General features: G+C 58.8%; 20 protein-coding genes. 12 read left to right on the plus strand and 8 right to left on the minus strand.

All coding sequences use genetic code 11. The features are described 5' to 3' along the window. Positions 1 to 299: 299 nt before the first annotated feature. Positions 300 to 740 (plus strand): cupin domain-containing protein, encoded by a 441-nt coding sequence (locus ACYZTW_RS13390; RefSeq protein ID WP_462005260.1) that lies wholly within the window; start codon positions 300 to 302, stop codon positions 738 to 740. A gap of 13 nt (positions 741 to 753) precedes the next feature. On the opposite strand, the gene ACYZTW_RS13395 is transcribed toward ACYZTW_RS13390, so the two are convergent. After that, a complete protein-coding gene (locus ACYZTW_RS13395; protein ID WP_462005261.1) occupies positions 754 to 2,184 on the minus strand; it encodes an MFS transporter in 1,431 nt (476 codons plus the stop codon). Positions 2,185 to 2,318: 134 nt separating this feature from the next. On the opposite strand from ACYZTW_RS13395, the gene ACYZTW_RS13400 reads away from it, so the two are divergent. From ACYZTW_RS13400 to ACYZTW_RS13425, 6 genes are all read left to right on the plus strand, one after another. Then, positions 2,319 to 3,212 (plus strand): LysR family transcriptional regulator, encoded by an 894-nt coding sequence (locus ACYZTW_RS13400; protein WP_462005262.1) that lies wholly within the window; start codon positions 2,319 to 2,321, stop codon positions 3,210 to 3,212. Positions 3,213 to 3,769: 557 nt separating this feature from the next. After that, on the plus strand, positions 3,770 to 5,107 hold the full coding sequence (locus ACYZTW_RS13405; protein ID WP_462005263.1) for a TackOD1 domain-containing metal-binding protein: 1,338 nt from the start codon (positions 3,770 to 3,772) through the stop codon (positions 5,105 to 5,107). 5 nt (positions 5,108 to 5,112) lie between these two features. After that, positions 5,113 to 6,441: a glycosyltransferase family 2 protein gene (locus ACYZTW_RS13410; RefSeq protein ID WP_462005264.1), complete on the plus strand. Its 1,329-nt coding sequence runs from the start codon at positions 5,113 to 5,115 to the stop codon at positions 6,439 to 6,441. 1 nt (position 6,442) lies between these two features. Beyond that, on the plus strand, positions 6,443 to 7,291 hold the full coding sequence (locus ACYZTW_RS13415) for a hypothetical protein (RefSeq protein ID WP_462005265.1): 849 nt from the start codon (positions 6,443 to 6,445) through the stop codon (positions 7,289 to 7,291). A 6-nt stretch (positions 7,292 to 7,297) separates the two neighbouring features. Then, a complete protein-coding gene (locus ACYZTW_RS13420) occupies positions 7,298 to 8,413 on the plus strand; it encodes an HlyD family secretion protein (protein ID WP_462005266.1) in 1,116 nt (371 codons plus the stop codon). 3 nt (positions 8,414 to 8,416) lie between these two features. Continuing rightward, positions 8,417 to 9,364 (plus strand): NAD-dependent epimerase/dehydratase family protein, encoded by a 948-nt coding sequence (locus ACYZTW_RS13425; protein ID WP_462005267.1) that lies wholly within the window; start codon positions 8,417 to 8,419, stop codon positions 9,362 to 9,364. Here ACYZTW_RS13425 and ACYZTW_RS13430 read toward each other — a convergent pair. Further along, a complete protein-coding gene (locus ACYZTW_RS13430) occupies positions 9,336 to 9,596 on the minus strand; it encodes a hypothetical protein (RefSeq protein ID WP_123367907.1) in 261 nt (86 codons plus the stop codon). The genes ACYZTW_RS13425 and ACYZTW_RS13430 overlap by 29 nt on opposite strands. Before the next feature lie 413 nt (positions 9,597 to 10,009). Here ACYZTW_RS13430 and ACYZTW_RS13435 point away from each other — a divergent pair, with 413 nt between their 5' ends. Both ACYZTW_RS13435 and ACYZTW_RS13440 read left to right on the plus strand, forming a co-directional pair. Continuing rightward, the gene (locus ACYZTW_RS13435) at positions 10,010 to 11,095 is read left to right on the plus strand and encodes a hypothetical protein (RefSeq protein WP_462005268.1); all 1,086 of its coding nucleotides are present in this window, start codon (positions 10,010 to 10,012) and stop codon (positions 11,093 to 11,095) included. Between the two features lie 2 nt (positions 11,096 to 11,097). Beyond that, positions 11,098 to 11,451 (plus strand): DUF1428 domain-containing protein, encoded by a 354-nt coding sequence (locus ACYZTW_RS13440; protein ID WP_462005269.1) that lies wholly within the window; start codon positions 11,098 to 11,100, stop codon positions 11,449 to 11,451. A gap of 13 nt (positions 11,452 to 11,464) precedes the next feature. On the opposite strand, the gene ACYZTW_RS13445 is transcribed toward ACYZTW_RS13440, so the two are convergent. Further along, positions 11,465 to 11,659 carry a hypothetical protein gene (locus ACYZTW_RS13445; protein ID WP_462005270.1) on the minus strand — a complete coding sequence of 65 codons (195 nt, stop codon included), beginning with the start codon at positions 11,657 to 11,659 and terminating at the stop codon, positions 11,465 to 11,467. Positions 11,660 to 11,719: 60 nt separating this feature from the next. On the opposite strand from ACYZTW_RS13445, the gene thpR reads away from it, so the two are divergent. After that, positions 11,720 to 12,259: an RNA 2',3'-cyclic phosphodiesterase gene (gene thpR, locus ACYZTW_RS13450; RefSeq protein ID WP_462005271.1), complete on the plus strand. Its 540-nt coding sequence runs from the start codon at positions 11,720 to 11,722 to the stop codon at positions 12,257 to 12,259. Positions 12,260 to 12,531: 272 nt separating this feature from the next. Here thpR and ACYZTW_RS13455 read toward each other — a convergent pair whose 3' ends face one another. From ACYZTW_RS13455 to ACYZTW_RS13475, 5 genes are all read right to left on the minus strand, one after another. Continuing rightward, positions 12,532 to 13,629, minus strand: a complete 1,098-nt coding sequence (locus tag ACYZTW_RS13455) for a polyamine ABC transporter substrate-binding protein (RefSeq protein ID WP_462005272.1) — start codon at positions 13,627 to 13,629, stop codon at positions 12,532 to 12,534. Between the two features lie 269 nt (positions 13,630 to 13,898). After that, positions 13,899 to 14,783: an ABC transporter permease subunit gene (locus ACYZTW_RS13460; RefSeq protein ID WP_046055902.1), complete on the minus strand. Its 885-nt coding sequence runs from the start codon at positions 14,781 to 14,783 to the stop codon at positions 13,899 to 13,901. Next, on the minus strand, positions 14,780 to 15,661 hold the full coding sequence (locus ACYZTW_RS13465) for an ABC transporter permease subunit (RefSeq protein WP_462005753.1): 882 nt from the start codon (positions 15,659 to 15,661) through the stop codon (positions 14,780 to 14,782). The genes ACYZTW_RS13460 and ACYZTW_RS13465 overlap by 4 nt, the downstream gene beginning before the upstream one ends. Before the next feature lie 29 nt (positions 15,662 to 15,690). Next, positions 15,691 to 16,833, minus strand: coding sequence for a polyamine ABC transporter ATP-binding protein (potA, locus tag ACYZTW_RS13470; protein WP_462005273.1), 1,143 nt, complete (start codon positions 16,831 to 16,833; stop codon positions 15,691 to 15,693). 368 nt (positions 16,834 to 17,201) lie between these two features. Beyond that, positions 17,202 to 17,963 (minus strand): gamma-glutamyl-gamma-aminobutyrate hydrolase family protein, encoded by a 762-nt coding sequence (locus ACYZTW_RS13475; RefSeq protein WP_462005274.1) that lies wholly within the window; start codon positions 17,961 to 17,963, stop codon positions 17,202 to 17,204. Between the two features lie 280 nt (positions 17,964 to 18,243). Between ACYZTW_RS13475 and ACYZTW_RS13480 the strand changes: the two genes are divergently transcribed. Both ACYZTW_RS13480 and ACYZTW_RS13485 read left to right on the plus strand, forming a co-directional pair. Beyond that, positions 18,244 to 19,620: a glutamine synthetase family protein gene (locus ACYZTW_RS13480; RefSeq protein WP_462005275.1), complete on the plus strand. Its 1,377-nt coding sequence runs from the start codon at positions 18,244 to 18,246 to the stop codon at positions 19,618 to 19,620. A gap of 252 nt (positions 19,621 to 19,872) precedes the next feature. Further along, positions 19,873 to 21,363: an aldehyde dehydrogenase gene (locus ACYZTW_RS13485; protein ID WP_462005276.1), complete on the plus strand. Its 1,491-nt coding sequence runs from the start codon at positions 19,873 to 19,875 to the stop codon at positions 21,361 to 21,363. The last annotated feature ends 46 nt before the right edge of the window (positions 21,364 to 21,409 follow it).

Here is a 21,409-nt window from a genome sequence, read left to right on the forward strand (position 1 = left end):
CCCTTATGCCGTGTGAAGCAGGACAGCACAAAACTGTTCTGTGGGAAGCCTGATAAACCTTGTAAGCCGGAGACCAGCACCGGCCACCTACTCGATTTACAAAGCCCGCCTTGTGCGGGCTTTTTCGTGTCCGCAGGATCCGATTGTATCGGAACGTATCCAGCGCGCCTGCAGCTAGCTTCGCATACAAAACCAAGACATTGGCGACACTTGCGCGATACACGGCGGCCTCCAAATAGAGCCACCGCATCCGCGGCAAGCTCCGCGCGGCATTCCCGCGCACTGATTGGAGAAATGCCATGTCCCGTTTCAACCACCGTATTTGCGCTGGCATGCTCGGCGTCGCCGTGGCTGCGGCACTTACCGCCTTCGCGGGCCTCGCTCAAGCTGAAGAAGCGCCTGCGGTAAAAAACTGGCAGGCGGGTCTGCACCGCACCGATCTGCTGCGTCAGGACCTCGACGTCTCCGGGCGTGAAGTGATCCAGGTTCGCGTTGATTTCGAGCCGGGTGTGACATCCCCCAAGCATTCTCATCCGGGGGTGGAAGTGGCCTACGTGATTGAGGGCACGTTTGAATATCAGCTCGAAGGGCGGCCACCGGTAACGCTCAAGGCTGGCGATTCCTTGTACATCCCCGCAGGTACTGCGCACGTCGCGAAGAATATCGGCGCGAGCAAAGCGTCGGAGCTGGCGACGTACATTGTGAAGAAAGACACGCCACTGGTCGTGTTGGAAAAGTAAACGAGCTGTCGGCCTACCGGCGGTTACGACGCACTGCCAACGCGCGGCTTCCCAGCGCGATGGCCAGTGCGACAGCGATCAGCACCAGCGCCACGGCGAAGGTGATCCGCAAACCGCTGGCAACCGCTTCGGGTCGCGCCGTTGCCATGTCGACCGAGGCCGATGCGAGCGCGAACACCGCGCCCAAGACGGACGCCCCTGTGATGAGCCCCAGATTGCGCGAGAGATTGAGCAGGCCGGAGATGACGCCCCGCTGGTCCGGCTGAACATCCGCCATGACCGCCGTGTTGTTGGCGGTCTGGAACAGGGCATAGCCGATAGTTATCACGATCATGGGCAAGAGGTAGCCGCCGATGCCGAACGTCTCCGGCAGCACCGATAGCGTGAGGCACCCGGTTGCCATGGCTGCGAGCCCGGCGACGGTCATGCGCTGAGCGCCAAAGCGGTCGGCAATCCGGCCGGCGGGCACACCGGTCAGTGCCGCGACAAACGGCCCGACCGACAAGACCAGTCCAACCAGAACGGCATCGAGGCCCAGCCCATGCGCGAGATAGAAGGGGCCGACCACGAGCGTCGCCATGATCACTGTCGCGACGAGCAGACTCATGGCGAGGCTGCCACTGAGCACTGGGTCACGGAACATCGCCAATCGAATCAACGGTGAGGTGACTCGAGCTTCGGCGAACACAAAGAGGCCAACGCCGACGACCGCCGCCAACAGCAAGGCGATGTTGAGCGGGCCGAAGCTGCCTCGACCAAGGGTCATGGCCAGCGCATAAGCGGCGAGTGTCAACGCCAGCAGCAGGGTGCCCAGTGGGTCGAACCCAGCGCGATCGGTCTTGGGCTTCTGGCGATCGGCGGGCAAGTAGCGATGCGCGAGCACTAACGTCAGCAAGCCCAGCGGTACGGTGATGAGGAAGATCGCCTGCCAGCCAAACCCGCCAATCAGCAGGCCACCAAGCGACGGCCCCATCGCGGTGCCAATCGCCGACATCGTCCCGAGCAAGCCCATGGCGCTGCCGGTTTTCGCCTTCGTCACCGTCTCGCCGACAAAGGCCATGGTCAGCGCCATCATGATTGCCGCACCGATTCCCTGCAGCGCCCGGGCGCCAATCAGCATCCAGAGTGTGGGTGCCAAGCCGCACAGGGCTGACGCCAGCGTGAACACGCCGATGCCGGCCAAGAGCAGCCGTCGACGGCCAGTGATGTCACCGAGCCGTCCGACACTGACGATCAGGGTGGTGATGGCCAGAAGGTAGGCGAGGACGATCCACTGCACTTCCTGAAAGGAGGCGTTGAACACCTGGGCCAAGGTCGGCAAACCGACATTGGCGATACTGGTGCCGAGCGAGGACAGCAGCATCGACAGCGAAAGACTGGCCAGCGCCCACCGAACTGACGGTGTCTGTTGCGCACGCTCTGCGACTGCACTGATTGATTTCATGCGGTTCCTCTTTTCTGGCCACTCCCGAAGCGGAGCTATCAGAAATCTACGCCCCGGCCTAAGATGGCGGAAGGCGCACTGTTTGCACTTAATACGTGCGTTCAACGCCATATCACTCTACCGCGGGGCAATGCATGTCCACTCCCGATCTCAACTTGCTGGTTACCCTTGATGTGCTGCTCGCCGAAGGCAGCGTGGCGCGTGCCGCCAAACGCTTGCGGCTGAGCCCGTCGGCCATGAGCCGGGCGCTGGCGCGATTGCGTGAAACCACCGGCGATCCGCTGTTGGTCAGGGCCGGACGTGGTCTGGTGCCCACCCCGCGAGCGCTCGAACTGCGCGATCGGGTCAGTCAAGTCGTGCAGGATGCCGTAGCGGTACTTCGGCCTGCCGAGCAACCCGACCTCAAACAGCTGAGTCGCACGTTCACGCTGCGCACCAGCGAAGGCTTTGTGGAGAATTTTGGCGCGGACCTGATTGCGCGCGTCGCCGAGCAAGCCCCTGGCGTGCGGCTGCGCTTCATGCAAAAAACCGACAAAGACAGCACGTCACTGCGCGACGGGACGGTCGATCTGGAAACGGGTGTGGTGGGGAAGACCGCTGGGCCGGAGTTGCGTACGCAAGGCTTGTTCCGCGATCGTTTTATTGGCGTCGTGCGAATGGGGCATCCACTGAGCCAGGGCGAGATAACCCCCGCGCGTTATGCGGCGGGCAGTCACATCAGTGTCTCTCGGTGGGGGCTCGACAAGGGACCCATTGATGAGGCCCTTGAGCCCCTGGAACTGGAGCGGCAGATAGCAACAATAATCGTCTCAGGCTTCTCCACTGCGCTGGCACTCGCCCGGGCCTCCGACCTGATCGCCAGCGTTCCCGAACGGCACACCGCCAACCTGCGCACCGGCATGCACAGCTTTGCGCTGCCGTTGTCTCTGCCGGCGTTCACTGTCTCCATGCTCTGGCATCCGCGGCTGGATGCCGACCCTGTGCATCGCTGGTTACGGGGTTGCCTCCGGGATGTTTGTGCTGAGTAAGAAAGTTGTCAGATTTGAGCTAATGTTCATTGTTGAAACACGCTGTGTTTCACTCGTGTAATGACTGGATTGTTATTTCAGCACTATGCAAGTGCGATTTTGCTATAAAAATACGTTGAACTTATTAATGTGTATGCGGTATGAGCGGCGATACGCAAATATGGCTGAAGGATTTGTCGTAAATGTGAATGAACTGCTAATACCATAAAATGGCGCAACGCTATCAAATGGTGGCAATTACCTAGCAGTGAGAATAGTTGTAACTTTTGAGTTACTTAGTTTGTGTAAGTATATGAAAAGTATCTAATTGTTTTTTTTGTTTTATCAAGATTTAAATAGTGTCGAAGCACAGTTGATAAGGAGGGTGCGGTAAAGATTAACGACGAAATTTTGGCAGTCGGCAGATCAAAAAATAACTTCATAATAATGCTGACGATTTTCGGATGCGGTGCTAGTGTTTCTAACTCCTTTTAACCGTACTTGTCTGTCTGCAGAGGCCGTGCGTCATGCCGACTCCAACTCCACGGATTGCAATACTGGGTATTAGAGTTCCAAGCTTGAATAGCCCGGAGCTTGAACACTTTGCCGATATAGCCAGCTTGTTGGCTGCCCCCGCATTTGATGTCGTGCTGCTGGACCTGCCAGCCACCTACGCAGGGCGGGTGCTTCGAAAATTGCGCACGATTGCCCCTTATCGCTACAGCCTCATTTACTGTTGCCGTGATCAAAATGGCTGGTGTGAAGCCTTGGGTGATGGTGCGTGCCCTATCGATTCCAGCGAAATAAGAACCCTCTGGGGCGTGTGGCAAGAACGCTACCGGTTGTTCAAACGGGGTTCTGCCCCCGAGCGTTTTGAAAGTCGGGTGCTGTCATGGTTGTGGTTGCGCGACAACGCCCACATCTATGCCCTTCGAGACCCGGAGGTGCCTCAGCATTATCGCTATCCCTTGCTGGACGCCCTGGCTGATAACGAGCAGGTCAACTCGTTTGTCTGGCTCAGTTTGATGGTGCAACAGGACTGGCTGGAGGAGGGGATTCTGGTCGATCGCGTTCGCCTCTGTTCGGAGTGTGGCTCGGGCCGGCTCAATTACATTGATGTGTGTGCCGAATGCCAGGCCCTGGACATTTCACGGCAGCCTTCATTGCACTGCTTTACCTGTGGGCATGTGGGGCCACAGGAATCCTTTCTCAAAGACGGGGTGTTGTTGTGCCCCAACTGTTTGAACCGGTTGCGCCATATCGGCAGTGATTACGACCGCCCTATGGAGAACTATCGCTGTCGCTCATGTCAGGCGTTTTTTGTCGATGCCGACGTGCAGGCGCGTTGCTTGGACTGCGGCCTGTCACACACGCCGGAAAAGTTGCGAGTACGCGAGGTCAGAGACTTTCGCCTGGCCGAGGCTGGACGTTTCCGTTGCCGCCAGGAGTTCAACGATCAAACGGTCCATCACTTCGGTCGACTCAATCTGTTGGGCGGCAAGGATTTCTATGACCTGCTGACCTGGCAGATGCAGGTCGTACGCCGCTACCAGTCGCCTGCCTTCTCACTGCTCGGTCTGCGCTTCGTAAACCTGGCCGGTACGTTGTCTCGCCTGGGGGAACACCACGGCCATGCCTTCATCGATAGCGTGGCTGATCGTTTGAAGGAAACCGTCAGGGAAACAGACCGCTGCTCTAGAAGTACGGAAGAGTACCTCTGGATCATGCTTCCCCATACCGATGGCAAGGGCCTGGAAACCGTCAAACAACGCTTGAGCCGGGTCGCCGAATTGTTTTCAGCACCGGAGGTCAGCGACATTTCCCTGCGTGTCGTCAGCATCACGGCGCCCCACGATCTTCTCGAGCAAGAAGATGGCGAACTACTACTGGCCCGTCTGGCCAGTGAGTTGGCGTGACCGCCATGAGCCCTTTCTTGGAGCAACTCCTCAGCGCACTCAGCGGGCTCATGGGGCCGGATGGTTTGAGCCGGGTGTTTTTCATGCTTTTCCCTTTGTTTCTGATCTTTGAATTGCCCCTGATGATCATGGTGATGCTGGGGGTATTGCGCTGGTTCACACGTCGGCGTACCCGTGTACCGAAGATCAGTCTCTATCGGCCCAAGGTCTCTTGCATCATTACCTGCTACAGCGAAGGGATGGACGTTCAGACCACGCTGTTAAGCCTGTGCGAGCAGACGTACCCCGGCCATATCGAGATGATTCCGGTGGTGGACGGGGCCACGGTGAACCAGCCGACGCTCAGCGCCGTTCGCAGTTTCAACGTGGACCCGCAGTTGTACCCCAGACGCCATTTACGCCCGATCGCCAAATGGCAGAGGGGCGGGCGGGTGTCGTCATTGAACGCCGGCCTGTCGCTTGCCAGCGGTGAAATCGTGATGGCGCTCGATGGCGATACGTCCTTCGACAACAACATGGTCAGCTCGATCGTGCGCCATTTCGCGGACCCGTCGGTGCCTGCGGTCGCCGGTAGCCTGCGAGTGCGCAATGTCTGGGCTTCCTGGGTGACCGCGATGCAGGCGCTGGAATACCTGCTATCGATCCACATGTCGAAAATCGGTCTGGCCGAATGGAACCTGGTCAATAACGTCTCGGGGGCGTTCGGGGCATTCCGCCGCAGCTTTCTGGTGAAAATCGGTGGCTGGAACACGCACACCGCGGAGGATCTGGACCTGACGTTGCGCATCAAAAGTTACTTCAAGCGACACGACTTGAGGATTCCCTTCGAGCCGGAAGCGATTGGACACACCGATGCACCATCGACGCTCAGTCAGTTTCTGATGCAGCGCTTGCGCTGGGATGGCGACCTGTTTTTTCTGTACATCAGAAAGCACAACCACAACATCAACCCCAACTTGTTGGGCTGGCCGACCTTTCTGATGATCCTGCTCAGCGGCTTCTTTTTTCAGCTGGTGCTTCCGTTTCTCATCTTCAGCTACACCTTGCTGGCGTTGTTTGTACTGCCGGGCAAGACGCTGTTGTTTCTGTTTGTACTGATCTATGCGCTGTACCTGACGATCACCGCGCTGTTGTTCGGCGCCATGTTGTTGATGGTGTCCGACCGACCTGGAAAGGACATGACCCTGGGGTTGTTGGTGCCTTTCTTTCCGCTGTTCATGCTACTCCTGCGGTGCTGGAGCGCAGTGGCCATGCTCAACGAGATCTTTCGCCGGGGCCACGAAGAAAGCTCGATGGCGCCGTGGTGGGTGCTTAAACGAGCCACGAGGTTTTGATATGCGATCGATATTGCTGCTGCTGACGCTGTCGTTGCCCCCGACGATACTGGCTGCACAACCACTGCCGGCTCAGGCTGTGGGGGCGCCGTCGAGCCAATGGTCCCAGGCCAGTTATGTCTGGGACAGCGAAGCGTTGCTCGATCCCGATCAACGCAAGGCGGAGCTTGAGCAACTGCGTAAAGCCGGGATGGACAAGATCTACCTTGGCCTCAAGTCCGCCCAGTTGAAAGACCTTGCCACGACGCGCCAACGGCTGGAGCAATTGCTGCAGGACGCGGCCGGCGAGGGGGTGCAAGTCAGCCTGTTGCTCGGCGATTCGGCCTGGATCGAACCGCAGGATCGCCATCAGCTCACCGATTTACTGGCGAAGCTCAAAGGGCTTTCATTCACCAGCCTGCACTTGGACCTGGAACTCGAACAACTGGGCGTACCGGTCCCGGATCAGCGCGTGAAGGACTTGCTCGACACCTTGCGCGCAGCCTCCGCAGCCAGCCCTTGGCCAGTAGAGATTTCCAGCCACCATCGCTGGTTCGCTGAGGCAAAACCCGGAAAAACCTGTCTGCCGTGCGCGCTTCCCGACGCGGGCGTGCGCCAGGTCAGCTTGATGATCTACACCCGTAACCCGAAAAACAGCGCACGAATGGCAGAGCAGATCGCCCAACGTTGGCCCGACCTGCAATTTCGCCTGGCGCAAAGCACGGAGCCGCAACTGGATGCCACGGAATCCTGGGCCGGCGCGTCGACTGAGCAGTTGCAGCACCAGACCAGTGTCTGGCGCGAACAGCTGCAACCACGGGGAATTGCCGGCATTGACTGGCAAGCCTGGCGAGACTTTCCAAAACGGTGAGCCGTCATGAAGATTCGATTCGATAGTCGCAAAGAACTGAACCCCACCCAGGAGCAGGGTTTGACTGTGCTGTACGCGCCGGGCAAACGCATGGCGTTTCGCGTGCGTTGGTATTTGATCCTGTTCCTGGTAGCGAGTCCCTTGATCTGGCTGGGAGGGAAGCTGGCTTACGGCATGTTGATGATCGACGCACCGGCGCAATTGCGCCTGCCGATTCTTGAGGTGCGCGCGCGGGATGCCGGTCGGGTTGATCAGCTGTTCGTCATGGCTGGGGAGCAGGTCCAGGTCGATCAGCCGTTGGTCAGTCTCGACAATCCCGAATGGCGTGCGCGGCTCTCGCAGCTCGCCGCGATGCCGACCAAAACGGTGCCCGCCACCAACGCGAAACTGGACACGAGGGAGCGTCAGTTGCTGAGGACCCGAGTGAGCAGGACGGAGGAACGCGTGCAGGTGCTTGAAGACCTCGTCGTATCAGGCGCCGTCTCTCGTGGAGAAGTGCTGGCTGCCCAGTCCGAACTCGACGCTTTTAAAGCGGACCTGTTGGCGTTCGAGCGCCGCGAACAACTGGCTCGTCAGTCGCCGTTGAGCGTTGAGCGCGAGATTATTCAACAGACCGCCGAACAACAGTGGTTGAAAACGCGCCTCGCCGCGTTGTCGGTCAAGGCTACACAGAGCGGTCGAATTGCGGAGGTGTTGGTCACGCCCGGCGAAAACGTCGGTGCCGGTACATTGTTGATGCGCCTTGAGCGGCTGGAAGAGCCCCTGCTGTGGATTTATCTGGAACCGCTGAACATCAGCTACGCCGCGATTGGCCAGCCGCTGCGCGTTCGCATGCCCGATGGCGAGTGGTTGGCGGCCCATGTTGTCCAGGCCGTCGACAGCGCCGGTCGTACGCCAACGGTGTTGCGTGGGCCGTTCGCTGCCAGCGAAATGGGCTTGCAGGTCGCCGCCCGGTTTGATCACCCCCTGTCGCCGCGCTGGAGAATCGATCAACTGCCGTTGAATGTTCGCTTTCCCACTGACTGGCAACAAATGCTCAGTAATAGCCGTGAATTCATCGAGCAAATAAGCGACTTCATTGCAATGGATCGAACACCCACCACTGCACCGGGGAGTAAATAAATCATGACTGCTGATCGAATTCTAGTGACGGGCGGTGCCGGCTTCATCGGTTCGCACCTGGTAGAAGCACTGCTTGAAAGCGGTTATAGCGTCCGGGTTCTGGACGACCTTTCCACTGGCAAATTGTCGAACTTGCCGATTGATCGCTGCCATTTAACCCTGGTAGTGGGGGATGTCGCCGACGCGCCGACGGTGGAGCGAGCGATGAAAGACTGCAGCGCGGTGATTCATCTGGCTGCGGTGGCCTCGGTGCAGGCGTCGGTCGATGATCCGATCGCGACTCACCAAAGCAATTTCATCGGTACGCTCACTATCTGCGAGGCCATGCGCCAGGCCGGCGTAAGACGCGTGGTTTACGCCTCCAGTGCGGCGATCTATGGCAACAATGGCGAGGGCATGGCGATTACCGAGGACACGCCGAAGAATCCGCTGACACCGTATGCCGCCGACAAACTGGCCAGCGAACACTTCCTTGATTTCTACCGACGCCAACACGGTCTTGAACCGGTCATTCTGCGGTTTTTCAATATTTACGGACCCCGTCAGGACCCTTCATCGCCTTATTCCGGTGTCATCAGCATTTTCAGCGAGAGGGCGCAAAAAAAACTCCCCATCACGGTTTACGGTGATGGGGAGCAAACAAGGGACTTTGTTTATGTAAATGATCTCGTAAAGGTCTTGGTACAGGCGGTCGGTGAGCCAGAGCCGAGTATCGAGCCGGTCAATGTCGGGTTTAACCGATCCACCAGCGTTAACGAACTGGCGGCGACGTTAAGCGAGCTTCTGGGACGGCCCCTGACGTTGAATTACGACGCGCCGCGTTCCGGTGATATCAAACATTCGCGCGCCGACAACAGCCGCCTGCTTGAGCGCTTTTCCTTGAGTTCACCGACCTGTTTTGCCGAGGGCCTGGGCCAGTTGCTCAGAAGTATTGATTCCGGGGGGCGGTAGCGGCGAGTTCAGTCGCCAGCAGGTGCTCCTCCAGCACATCGTTCAGGAACCGGAACTGATCATTGAGCCCGATCACTTCATTGTTGAAGTGATTGGCGGCCGATGGCATCAGCAACGCCTCGAAGTTTTTGTCGAACACCAATTCGAACGTTTTGCGGGAAACGAATGACTGGGAGTAGTAGTTATTGCCGAACACCGCAAAGCTTACGGCCAGGGTCACGGAGTGAATCATGACGTGCGCTCCTCGGACAGGACGTACCAGGAAAAAACGCTCAGTGTGACGGCCGTCAGGGCCAGGCAGGTCAGGAGATGGATAATCATGATTCGCCCCTCCGATGCGGGGTTTTGCGTTGGGTTAGGGTTGATCCTACGCTGACGGTTTTTGCGCGGAAGGCATTCGCGGCGATGGTGAATATCGACATAAGTGATGGACTGTTTTTGGGTGTTCCTGAGGGCCTCTTCGCGAGCAGGCTCGCTCCCACATTGGACCGGGGTGGCCGCAGACCTGTGGGAGCGAGCCTGCTCGCGAAGAGGCCCTCAAGAACACCTCAACCCCAAGCGAACAAACACCGACACCTATACTCAAATTAATAGGCCTTTGAACACCGGACATTCCGTTCGGGCAAGTCTGTAGGAACCGCGATCTTGAACCTGCGTTCGCTGATCGTCGCCGTGTTGGTGGTGCTGGCGGGATGCGCCATGCCTGTGCGTGCCCCGGTGGAAGTGGTACCGGTGGTTGTTTCCCAAAGCACGTGGCAGCTGGTGGACCGGGAGATTGTCGCGGCGTCGCAATCGGCCACCGAGCAGACCAGAATCTACGCGCGTGGTGCCATGGATTACTGGCGAACACGGGTCTATGAACTGACCGAAGAGAACTTCATCCCCTGGTTCAGCAGTTACTGGACCCAGGAATGGCTGTCGATGAAGGTCAGCTGGTACACCATCAGCGCCAAGGGCGAGCAGGATGCCTCGGCCAAGCGGTTGGCGGCCTATCTGCTGGAGCAATACCAAGACCGTGTGCTGGCGCCGGTCGCGGTGGAGATTGATCCCGATGCGATTCTCGGCCTGGCAACGGCGTTCTACGTAGACATCCTTCAGGAAGAACTGCAGAAAATCTCCCAGCGCCACGGCGTGCCGATGGCCCAGCTCAACGGGCGTATCCAGAAAATCCCCGCCATCGCCCTTGGGCCACCGCCGACGCGGGACGCCTCGCTTTATCAGGTCGTGCATACCCAACCGTTGAACTCGCTGCCAGCCTACGCGGCGCTGATCGACAAGATCCACAAAGCCGGCGGTGACAAGGGGGTGGCTTCGACAGACACCGCCATGGCTCCGGTGGCCAAGCGTGCCAGCAAGCGGATGGAAGCCGAAATGGCCCCGCGAGGGGCGGCCAGTGCAGTGGCCGCCGCAGCGGGCAAATTGGCCGGGGGACTGATTACCGTGGGCGTGGCGGGGATTCGCGCCATCATTCAAGCCAACGACCGGCCGGACAGCGAGGCGTTGATTCGCAGCAGTCTGGGCAACACGTTCGACAAAGCCTGGCTGAAGCTGGTGCAAAACCCGACCACCGGTGTGATGGCCGGTACGTTTTACATGGCGGCACAGATCGAGGGCAATCTGGCTGGGAGCGCCGAAGTACCGTCGGTCAGTTCGGGCAGCGGATCTGTCGATTGGGGCCCGTCGGAATCGACTAACCAGCAGATCGCCCCTCTACCCCCAGCAGGAGAATGACCATGTCTTACGTTGATGGCTTTATCGCAGCCGTACCCACTTCCAACCGCGAAAAATTCAAAAAACACGCCGAAACCGTTGCCGCCATTTTCAAGGAAAACGGCGCGCTCAGCCTCGCCGAGTGCTGGGGCGACGACGTGCCCGATGGCAAAGTGACCTCGTTCCCGATGGCGGTGAAACTCAAGGCAGACGAAACCGTGGTGTTTTCCTGGATCGTCTGGCCCGACAAGGCCACCCGTGATGCCGGTATGGAAAAACTCATGTCTGATCCGCGGGTGCAGCCGGACGTCAATCCGATGCCGTTCGATGGCCAGCGGATGATCTTTGGCGGTTTCCAAATGATCGTCAAAGCCTGAGCCAACGGCAGGATCACTCCGGCGTCGGGGTGGTCCTGCAACTCTTGCGATTACGGATTTCGCTGTCCGTCGGCCGCTCTTTGACGAACTCGAAGCGCGGCTCACCCTCGTTGTAATGAACCAGCCAGCCCCATTCCAGCTCGGACTCATCCTGACCGGGTTTCGGTGGCACGGCCCACCATGGTTCCTTGCTGATGATCTCTCGCATGGCCCCCTCCAGTTGAATCGTTTGCATGAACTATAACTTGGATGTCAGGAGGTGCCACGTATGAGCGACGAATCCCATGAGCCGTTAAAACGACTGTTTTTTGCGCTGGACTGCGCACCCGCACAGCGCCGGGCCATCGCCCAATGGCGCAGCGCACTTGGGCTCAGGAGCGGACGCCCGGTGCCGGTGGAAAACTTTCATCTGACGTTGATGTTTTTGGGCGCGGTTGGCGTGGCGCAGATTGCCGATATCTGCACGGCCGCCGCCAATATTCGAACGCCGGGTGTGCCTTTGAGGGTTGCACTTGATCGACTGGATGTCTGGCGCAGGGCAGGGGTGTTGGTGCTCGCGCCAGAGCAGGCATCGCCGGAGTTGCTTCGGCTGGTGTATGCCCTGGAGCAGGCGATGTTGCCGTTCGCCTTTGAGGATTCACCCAAGGAATTCCGCCCGCATTTGACCTTGATGCGTGACTACCGAATGCCGGTGCCGGAGTCCGCGACGCCGCCCGAGTTCAACCTGCGGGCCGATCACTTCACCCTGTTCGAATCCCATAAGGGCCGCTATCGAGCGCTGGCCGAATGGCCGCTCGTTCCATCATAAAAAAAGGCGCCCGAGGAGGGCGCCCAAATTCACCTTAACCGAGGAAGCCAGGTGAGGCCGTTCTACAGATAGGAGTGCAGCGGTGGTAAGGCGCTGCATGAACGGAAAAGGTTGGAGCTGATATCTATGTTGAATGTCATGGCCTCTTCGCGAGCAGGCTCGCTCCCACAAGGGATCAGCGTCGTTAACCACTCTGTGTTTCACCACGGACCACTGTGGGAGCGAGCCTGCTCGCGAAGGCAATTTCAGGTTCAACGGTAAATCCGAGTGAATTACTTGCCGAGCTTCACCCGCGTCCACCCCCGGGTCATCACCCGCTGAACGCCGATCGGCATGTCCGGAATGGCATACAGCGTCGCCATCACCGCTTGCGACGGATACGAGCCCGGATCATCCCGAATCGCTTCATCCACCAAAGGTGTGGCCGCCGCGTTGGCGTTGCTGTAGCCGATGTTGTTGGTGATCTCGGCGATGATGTCCGGGCGCATCAGGAAGTTCATGAACAGGTAGGCGTTTTCAACGTTGGCGGCGTCCCGGGGGATAGCGACCATGTCGTAGAAACTGCCCGCGCCTTCCTTGGGAATGCTGTAATTGACCTTCACCTTATCGCCCGCTTCCTGGGCGCGAGCCTTGGCTTGCAGCACGTCACCGGAGTATCCGACCGCCACGCAGATGTTACCGTTGGCCAGGTCGGAGATGTATTTCGACGAATGGAAGTACGCCACCGAAGGACGAATCTTCATGAACAGCGCTTCAGCTTCAGCGATCTGCTCCTTGTCCTGAGAATTCACCGGATAGCCCAGATAGTGCAGGGCGGCCGGGAGCATTTCCGTCGGCGAATCAAGGAAACTGATGCCGCAGGCTTTCAGCTTGGCGGCGTTTTCCGGTTTGAACAGCAAGTCCCAGGAATTGGTCGGCGCGTTGCTGCCGAGCACTTCCTTGACCTTCTCCGGGTTGAAACCGATGCCGATCGAGCCCCACATGTACGGGAAGGCGTGGCCGTTATTCGGGTCGCTGGCGGAGGCATTTTTCAGCAGGACCGGGTTGAGGTTTTTCCAGTTCGGCAGCTTCGACTTATCCAGTTCCTGATAGACGCCAGCCTTGATCTGCTTGGCCAGGAAGCTGTTGGACGGCACGACGATGTCGTAGCCGGATTTGCCGGCGAGCAGACGTGCCTCAAGGGTTTCATTGCTGTCGAACACATCGTAGGTCACGCGGATGCCGGTCTCGTCTTCGAACTTTTTGACGGTGTCCGGGGCGATGTAATCCGACCAGTTGTAGACGCGCAGTACCTTGTCATTGGCCTGGGCGCCAGTAGCCATTGCGCCCAATAAGGACAGTGTCAGCAGAGTCCTGCCAAACATTTTCATCGGTACAACTCCAATTCTCTTTTTATTCAAAATCACACAGCAAAAATGCAGTGAACATAAACCTGGGCAGAAAACACAAAACCTGTGGCGAGGGGATTTATCCCCGTTCGGCTGCGCAGCAGTCGTAAAACCAGTGAATGCGGTGTACCTGATACACCGCGGTTGCAGGTTTTGGGGCCGCTTCGCAGCCCAACGGGGATAAATCCCCTCACCACAGGTTTGTATTCACAGCACAGGTATTGTGTTCACCCAACTGAACAGCAACGCCACTAAGCCGTCGCTTCTACCATTTGCTTTTTAGGTTGCTGCCAGGATTCGCTGGCGGTCTGATCCATGGCTTCCTGAATTGCACGTTTGCGGGTCGCTTCGGCGCGGCGGCTGAAGAACCAGACCATGAAGGTCACGATCGATACCGCCAACAGGATCAGGCTGGCCACGGCGTTGATCTCGGGTTTCACGCCCAGACGCACCGCCGAGAACACTTCCATCGGCAGGGTCGTCGAACCCGGGCCGGACACGAAGCTCGCCAGCACCAGGTCATCCAATGACAGGGCAAACGACATCATGCCGCCGGCCGCCAGTGACGGCGCGATCATCGGAATGGTGATCAGGAAAAATACCTTGAACGGCTTCGCCCCGAGGTCCATGGCGGCTTCTTCGATGGACAGGTCCAGCTCACGCAAACGCGCCGAGACCACCACCGCCACATACGCCGCACAGAACGTGGTGTGTGCAATCCAGATCGTCACCAGACCGCGTTCCTGCGGCCAACCGATCAACTGCGCCATCGCCACGAACAGCAGCAACAGCGACAGACCGGTGATCACTTCCGGCATCACCAACGGCGCCGTCACCAAACCACCGAACAACGTGCGGCCCTTGAAGCGCGTGACGCGAGTCAGCACAAACGCCGCCAACGTCCCCAGCGCCACCGCCGCAATCGCGGTGTAGCAGGCGATTTCCAGCGAGCGCACCACCGAGCCCATCAGTTGGCTGTTGTCGGCCAGGCCGACATACCACTTCACCGACCAGCCGCCCCACACCGTCACCAGTTTGGAGGCGTTGAACGAGTAGATCACCAAAATCAACATCGGCAGGTAGATAAACGACAAGCCGAAAATCAGCATGAACTTTGAAAATCCGAAGCGTTTCATCCCCGTGCCTCCATCTCTTTGGCCTGACTGCGGTTGAACAGCAGAATCGGCACAATCAGGATCAACAGCATCACCACCGCCAGGGCAGACGCCACCGGCCAGTCGCGGTTGTTGAAGAACTCTTGCCACAACACACGGCCGATCATCAACGTTTCCGGGCCACCCAACAACTCCGGAATCACGAACTCACCGACCACCGGAATGAACACCAGCATGCAGCCTGCGATGATCCCGTTCTTGGCCAGCGGCACGGTGATTTTCCAGAAGTTGTTGAAGTTGCTCGAACCCAAATCCGAACCCGCTTCCAGCAAGCTTTGATCGTGCTTGACCAGGTTGGCATACAGCGGCAACACCATGAACGGCAGGTAGGCGTAAACCACGCCTATATACACGGCCGTGTTGGTGTTGAGGATCTCGATCGGGTGATCGGTCAGTCCGGTCCACATCAAAAACGCGTTGAGCAAACCGTTGTTGCTGAGGATGCCCATCCACGCATACACGCGGATCAGGATCGCGGTCCAGGTCGGCATCATGATCAGCAACAGCAGAACGTTTTGCGTTTCCTTGCTCGCCTTGGTGATCGCGTAGGCCATCGGGAAACCGATCACCAGGCACATCAGCGTGCTTAAAAACGCGACCTTCAACGAGCCGAAGTAGGCCGAGATGTACAACTCATCTTCGGTCAGCAGCGAGTAGTTGCCGATGTTCAGCAGCAGCTGAAATTTCTGCTCGGCGAAGGTGTAGATCTCTGAGTAAGGAGGAATGGCCAGCGCTGCTTCCGAGAAGCTGATCTTCATCACCAGGAAGAACGGCAACAGGAAAAACAGGCACAGCCACAGGAAAGGAACCCCGATGACGAGCTTTCGACCACTCGGCATCAGCCGCATAAACTGCTGATTGAGTGTTTTCATGAGCGCAGTACCACGCCGCTGTCGTCTTCCCACCACACGTAGACTTTATCGTCCCAGGTCGGACGTGAACCACGGCGTTCGGCGTTGGCCATGAACGACTGCACAACCTTGCCGCCAGGCAGCTCCACGTAAAACACCGAGTGACCGCCGAGGTAGGCTATGTCATGCACTTTGCCGCTGGACCAGTTGTAGCGAGTATCGGGTTTGGTGGTGCTGACCAGCAGTTTTTCCGGGCGGATGGCGTAGGTGATCGACTTGTCCTGCACCGAGGTGCTGACGCCGTGACCGACGTAAATCTTCTGCTCCAGATCCGGGCTGTGAATGATCGCGTGACCTTCAAGGTCTTCCACAACCGTACCGTCGAAGGCGTTCACGTTGCCGATGAATTCGCAGACCATGCGGCTGACCGGTGCCTCATAAATGTCCACCGGGCTGCCGATCTGCGCGATCCAACCCAGGTGCATGATCGCGATGCGTTGGGCCATGGTCATGGCTTCTTCCTGGTCGTGGGTCACCATCACGCAGGTCACGCCGACGCGCTCGATGATTTCCACCAACTCCAGTTGCATCTGTGAACGCAGCTTTTTATCCAGTGCGCCCATCGGTTCGTCGAGCAGCAACAGCTTCGGACGTTTGGCCAGGGAGCGAGCCAGGGCCACACGTTGACGCTGACCACCGGACAACTGATGCGGTTTGCGTTTGGCGTACTGGGTCATGTGCACCAGCCGCAGCATCTCTTCAACGCGGGCGTCGATTTCGCTGTTGGACAGCCGATCCTGCTTCAGGCCGAAGGCGATGTTCTGCGCCACCGTCATGTGCGGGAACAGCGCGTAGGACTGGAACATCATGTTGATCGGCCGTTCGTACGGCGGCATGTCGGTGATGTCGACACCGTCGAGCAAAATCCGTCCTTCGGTCGGGCGCTCGAAGCCTGCGAGCATGCGCAGCAGGGTCGATTTACCGGAGCCGGAACCGCCGAGCAGGGCGAAGATTTCCCCTTGATGGATCTCAAGCGAGACATCGTCCACCGCGGTGGTTTCGTCGAACTTCTTGGTGACGCGGTCGACTTTCACCAGCACCTTTTTCGGTGACTGGTGACCTTCAAGAGCCTTCCTGTAGATGCTGGAGGCGTTTGTCATGTGAAACTCCCAACAGGTTTCAGTCGTCGGGCCAACGCGGCCTGACTTAATAGTTGATTGCAAGCCCGATCCGTACGGTGCCAGTGAATTCGGCAGAGCCCCCTGTGGGAGCGAGCCTGCTCGCGATAGCGGTGGATCAGTCAACATTGATGTCGCATGACACATTGCAATCGCGAGCAGGCTCGCTCCCACAGGGGTGTTGCGTTTGACTCACTGGCATCGCCCGGCCTGGGCTTATTCGGCGCCGCCGTCCTGGCTGCCTGGTGGTACTTGTTGTTATCGCGTTTGTTGTTGCCGTGAGGGACCGGCGCGCAAAAGCACGTCCGCCTGACTCACGGGGGCAGTAAATGGATTAATCGTTTTTTAAGTCAGAGGGTTTTACGTAGCGCCGCCCGTTGCCGGCACGCCTCGCCAAACGCCTGGAAAATACTCAAATAAGGAGGGCTCGAAAGCACCTGCCATTCCGGGTGCCATTGCACGCCGACGGCGAATGCCTTGCTGTGCTCGACCGAAATCGCCTCGATCAAACCATCCGGCGCGACGGCTTCCGCACGCAGGCCGGGCGCCAGTCGGTCGATGCCCTGGCTGTGAATCGAATTGACCTGAAACACCTGCGGCAAATCCAGCGCCTCGAACACACCGCCCGGTTGCACGTTGACCGCGTGAGCCGGTGCGTATTGCACCGCCAGCTCCGGATGATTCGCTTCCCGGTGATCCAGCATGCCGGGCAGTTCGTGGACCTTCTGATGCAGGCTGCCCCCGAACGCCACGTTCATTTCCTGAAAGCCCCGGCAGATGCCGAGCACCGGCACGCCGGCCGCAATGGCTGCACGCAATAAAGGAAGGGTGGTGGCATCCCGTTGCGGATCGTGATCCGTGCCGGGGGCGCTGTCGGGGCCTTGATAGTGGAAAGGTTCCACATTCGAGGGCGAGCCGGTCAGCAGCAGACCGTCGAGCTGCGCGAGCAGTTCATCGACTTCGGTCAGTTCGCCTAAGGAAGGAATGACAACCGGCAGCCCCAAAGCCGCGACGCTGACAGCACGCAAGTACTTGTCGCCGCTGACATGGTAGGGGTGCAGGCCAATCTGTTTGACGCACGCAGTAACGCCGATCAATGGCTTGAATGCCATTTTTATCACCTCGAAGTTTCACACTTGAACGAGCTTTTCCGGAGCTTAGCCTTGTTGATTTTAATTAACAACTCTCATGTAAAAAATTCTAAACGCCGCACGTCCGATCTTTAGGGTGTACGCGGCTCGCGAGACTGATATGGCACTCTCGTCCCCCAAAAAGGCCAGAAAATAAAGGTTGAAAGGCCAAGTGTTCGCTATTGACTTCACTTTGCCTTTCGGATTGACTGGGCTCGTGAAAGGGTAGTGAACATAATAATTAACAGCTAATAGGTGCATCATGTCGGTCCCTCTGCGTACCGTTCAACTCAACGAAGCAAACGCATTCCTTAAGAAATATCCTGAGGTTTTGTACGTCGACCTTCTGATTGCGGATATGAACGGTGTGGTGCGCGGCAAGCGCATCGAGCGCACCAGTCTTCATAAGGTTTACGAAAAAGGCATTAATCTCCCGGCGTCACTGTTTGCTCTGGACATCAACGGCTCTACGGTGGAAAGCACCGGCCTGGGTCTGGACATCGGCGACTCAGACCGAATCTGCTTCCCCATCCCTGATACGCTCAGCATCGAGCCCTGGCAGAAGCGCCCGACCGCGCAACTGTTAATGACCATGCACGAACTCGAAGGCCAGCCGTTCTTCGCCGACCCTCGTGAAGTGCTGCGTCAGGTCGTGAGCAAGTTCGATGCAATGGGCCTGACCATTTGCGCCGCGTTCGAACTTGAGTTCTATCTGATCGACCAGGACAACGTGAACGGTCGTCCGCAATCGCCGCGCTCGCCGGTCTCCGGCAAACGTCCGATGTCGACCCAGGTGTACCTGATCGACGACCTCGACGAATACGTCGATTGCCTGCAAGACATCCTCGAAGGCGCGAAAGAGCAGGGCATTCCTGCGGACGCCATCGTCAAGGAAAGCGCCCCGGCGCAGTTCGAAGTGAACCTGCATCACGTCAACGACCCGATCAAGGCCTGCGACTACGCGGTGTTGCTCAAGCGTCTGGTGAAGAACATCGCCTACGACCACGAGATGGACACCACCTTCATGGCCAAGCCGTATCCGGGCCAGGCGGGCAATGGTTTGCACGTACACATTTCGATTCTCGACAAAGCAGGCAACAACATCTTTGCCAGCGAGGATCCCGAGCAGAACGCCGCACTGCGACACGCGATCGGCGGTGTGCTCGAGACCCTGCCGGCGCAGATGGCGTTCCTGTGCCCGAACGTCAACTCGTACCGTCGCTTCGGCGCGCAGTTCTACGTGCCGAACTCCCCGAGCTGGGGCATCGACAACCGTACCGTTGCAGTGCGTGTGCCGACCGGTTCGCCGGACTCGGTGCGCATCGAACACCGGGTTGCCGGCGCCGATGCCAACCCGTACTTGTTGATGGCGTCGGTCCTGGCCGGTATTCACCACGGCCTGACCAACGAAATCGAGCCAGGCGCACCGGTCGAAGGCAACAGCTACGAGCAAAACGAGCAGAGCCTGCCGAACAACCTGCGCGATGCACTGCGCGAGCTGGACGACAGCGAAGTCATGGCCAAGTACATCGACCCGATGTACATCGACGTGTTCGTGGCGTGCAAGGAAAGCGAGCTGGCCGAGTTCGAGAACTCCATCTCGGACCTTGAGTACAACTGGTATTTGCACACGGTTTGAGTCTGCAAAGGCCCTCACCCTAACCCTCTCCCAGGGGGAGAGGGGACTGACCGAGTTATCTCAGGACATTCAGCGACCTGACCGATCGAGTCGACTATGGATTCGATGCAAAAGCCTCAGGTCGCAGGCGTTCCCGAGCATCCCCCGATCAGTCCCCTCTCCCTCCGGGAGAGGGCTAGGGTGAGGGCTGGATCCCAAGCCGAACACATCAGCCAGACAACCACCCAATTTCCTCTGCGTCGAGTCACAACCATGACAAACACTCGCAGCGACTGGGAACAACGCTTCCAGTCCTTAACACTCGAAGGCCGCGCGTTCATCGACGGCCAATACTGCTCGGCACTCAGCGGCGACACCTTTGAATGCATGAGCCCGGTCGACGGCCGCTTCCTGGCCAACGTCGCCGGCACCGACGAAGCCGACGCCAACGCGGCGGTCGCCGTCGCGCGCCGCACTTTCGAATCCGGCATCTGGGCGCGACTGGCACCCGCAGAACGCAAGCGCATCCTGATCCGCTTCGCCGATCTCATCCTGGCCAACCAGGAAGAACTCGCCCTGCTCGAAACCCTCGACATGGGCAAGCCGATCAGCGACTCGATGAACATCGACATCCCAGCGACCGCCAACGCGATCCGCTGGAGCGCCGAAGCCATCGACAAGATCTACGACGAAGTCGCCGCCACGCCGCACGACCAACTCGGCCTCATCACCCGCGAACCTGCTGGTGTGGTCGCCGCCATCGTGCCGTGGAACTTCCCGCTGATCATGGCCAGCTGGAAGTTTGCCCCAGCCCTCGCGGCCGGCAACTCGTTCATCCTCAAGCCTTCGGAAAAGTCGCCACTGACCGCCATCCGCATCGCGCAACTGGCGCTGGACGCCGGCATCCCGAAAGGCGTGTTCAACGTCCTGCCGGGCTACGGTCACACCGTCGGCAAGGCGCTGGCGTTGCACATGGACGTCGACGTGCTGGCCTTCACCGGCTCGACCGCGATTGCCAAGCAACTGCTGATCTACGCCGGGCAAAGCAACATGAAGCGCGTCTGGCTCGAAGCAGGGGGGAAGAGCCCGAACGTGGTGTTCGCCGACGCGCCGGATTTGCGCGCGGCAGCACAAGCGGCGGCCGGTGCGATTGCCTTCAACCAGGGCGAAGTCTGCACCGCCGGTTCGCGCTTGCTGGTGGAGCGCTCGATTCGCGAGCAGTTCATTCCACTGCTGGTGGAAGCCCTGCAAGCCTGGAAACCGGGTCACGCCCTCGATCCAGAAACCACCGTCGGCGCAGTCGTCGATCAGCGTCAACTGGACAACGTGCTGCGCTACATCCAAGTCGGCAAAGACCAGGGCGCGCAGCTGATCGCCGGCGGCAGCCGCACCCTCGAAGCCACCGGTGGCCTGTACGTGGAACCGGCGATTTTCGACGGCGTGACCAACGCCATGACCATCGCCCGCGAAGAGATCTTCGGCCCGGTGCTGTCGCTGATCACCTTCGACACCGAAGAAGAAGCGCTGGCCATCGCCAACGACAGCATCTTCGGCCTGGCCGCCGGCGTGTGGACCAGCAACCTGAGCAAGGCCCACACCTTCGCGCGCGGCTTGCGCGCCGGCAGCGTCTGGGTCAACCAGTACGACGGCGGCGACATGACCGCGCCGTTCGGCGGGTACAAGCAGTCGGGTAATGGTCGGGACAAATCGCTGCATGCGTTCGATAAATACACCGAACTCAAAGCGACCTGGATCAAGCTCTAACACCTCTACAACGGCGGCCGCCGGCACATGCCAGCGGCCATCGGAG

This window comes from Pseudomonas sp. LB3P25, assembly GCF_054897985.1.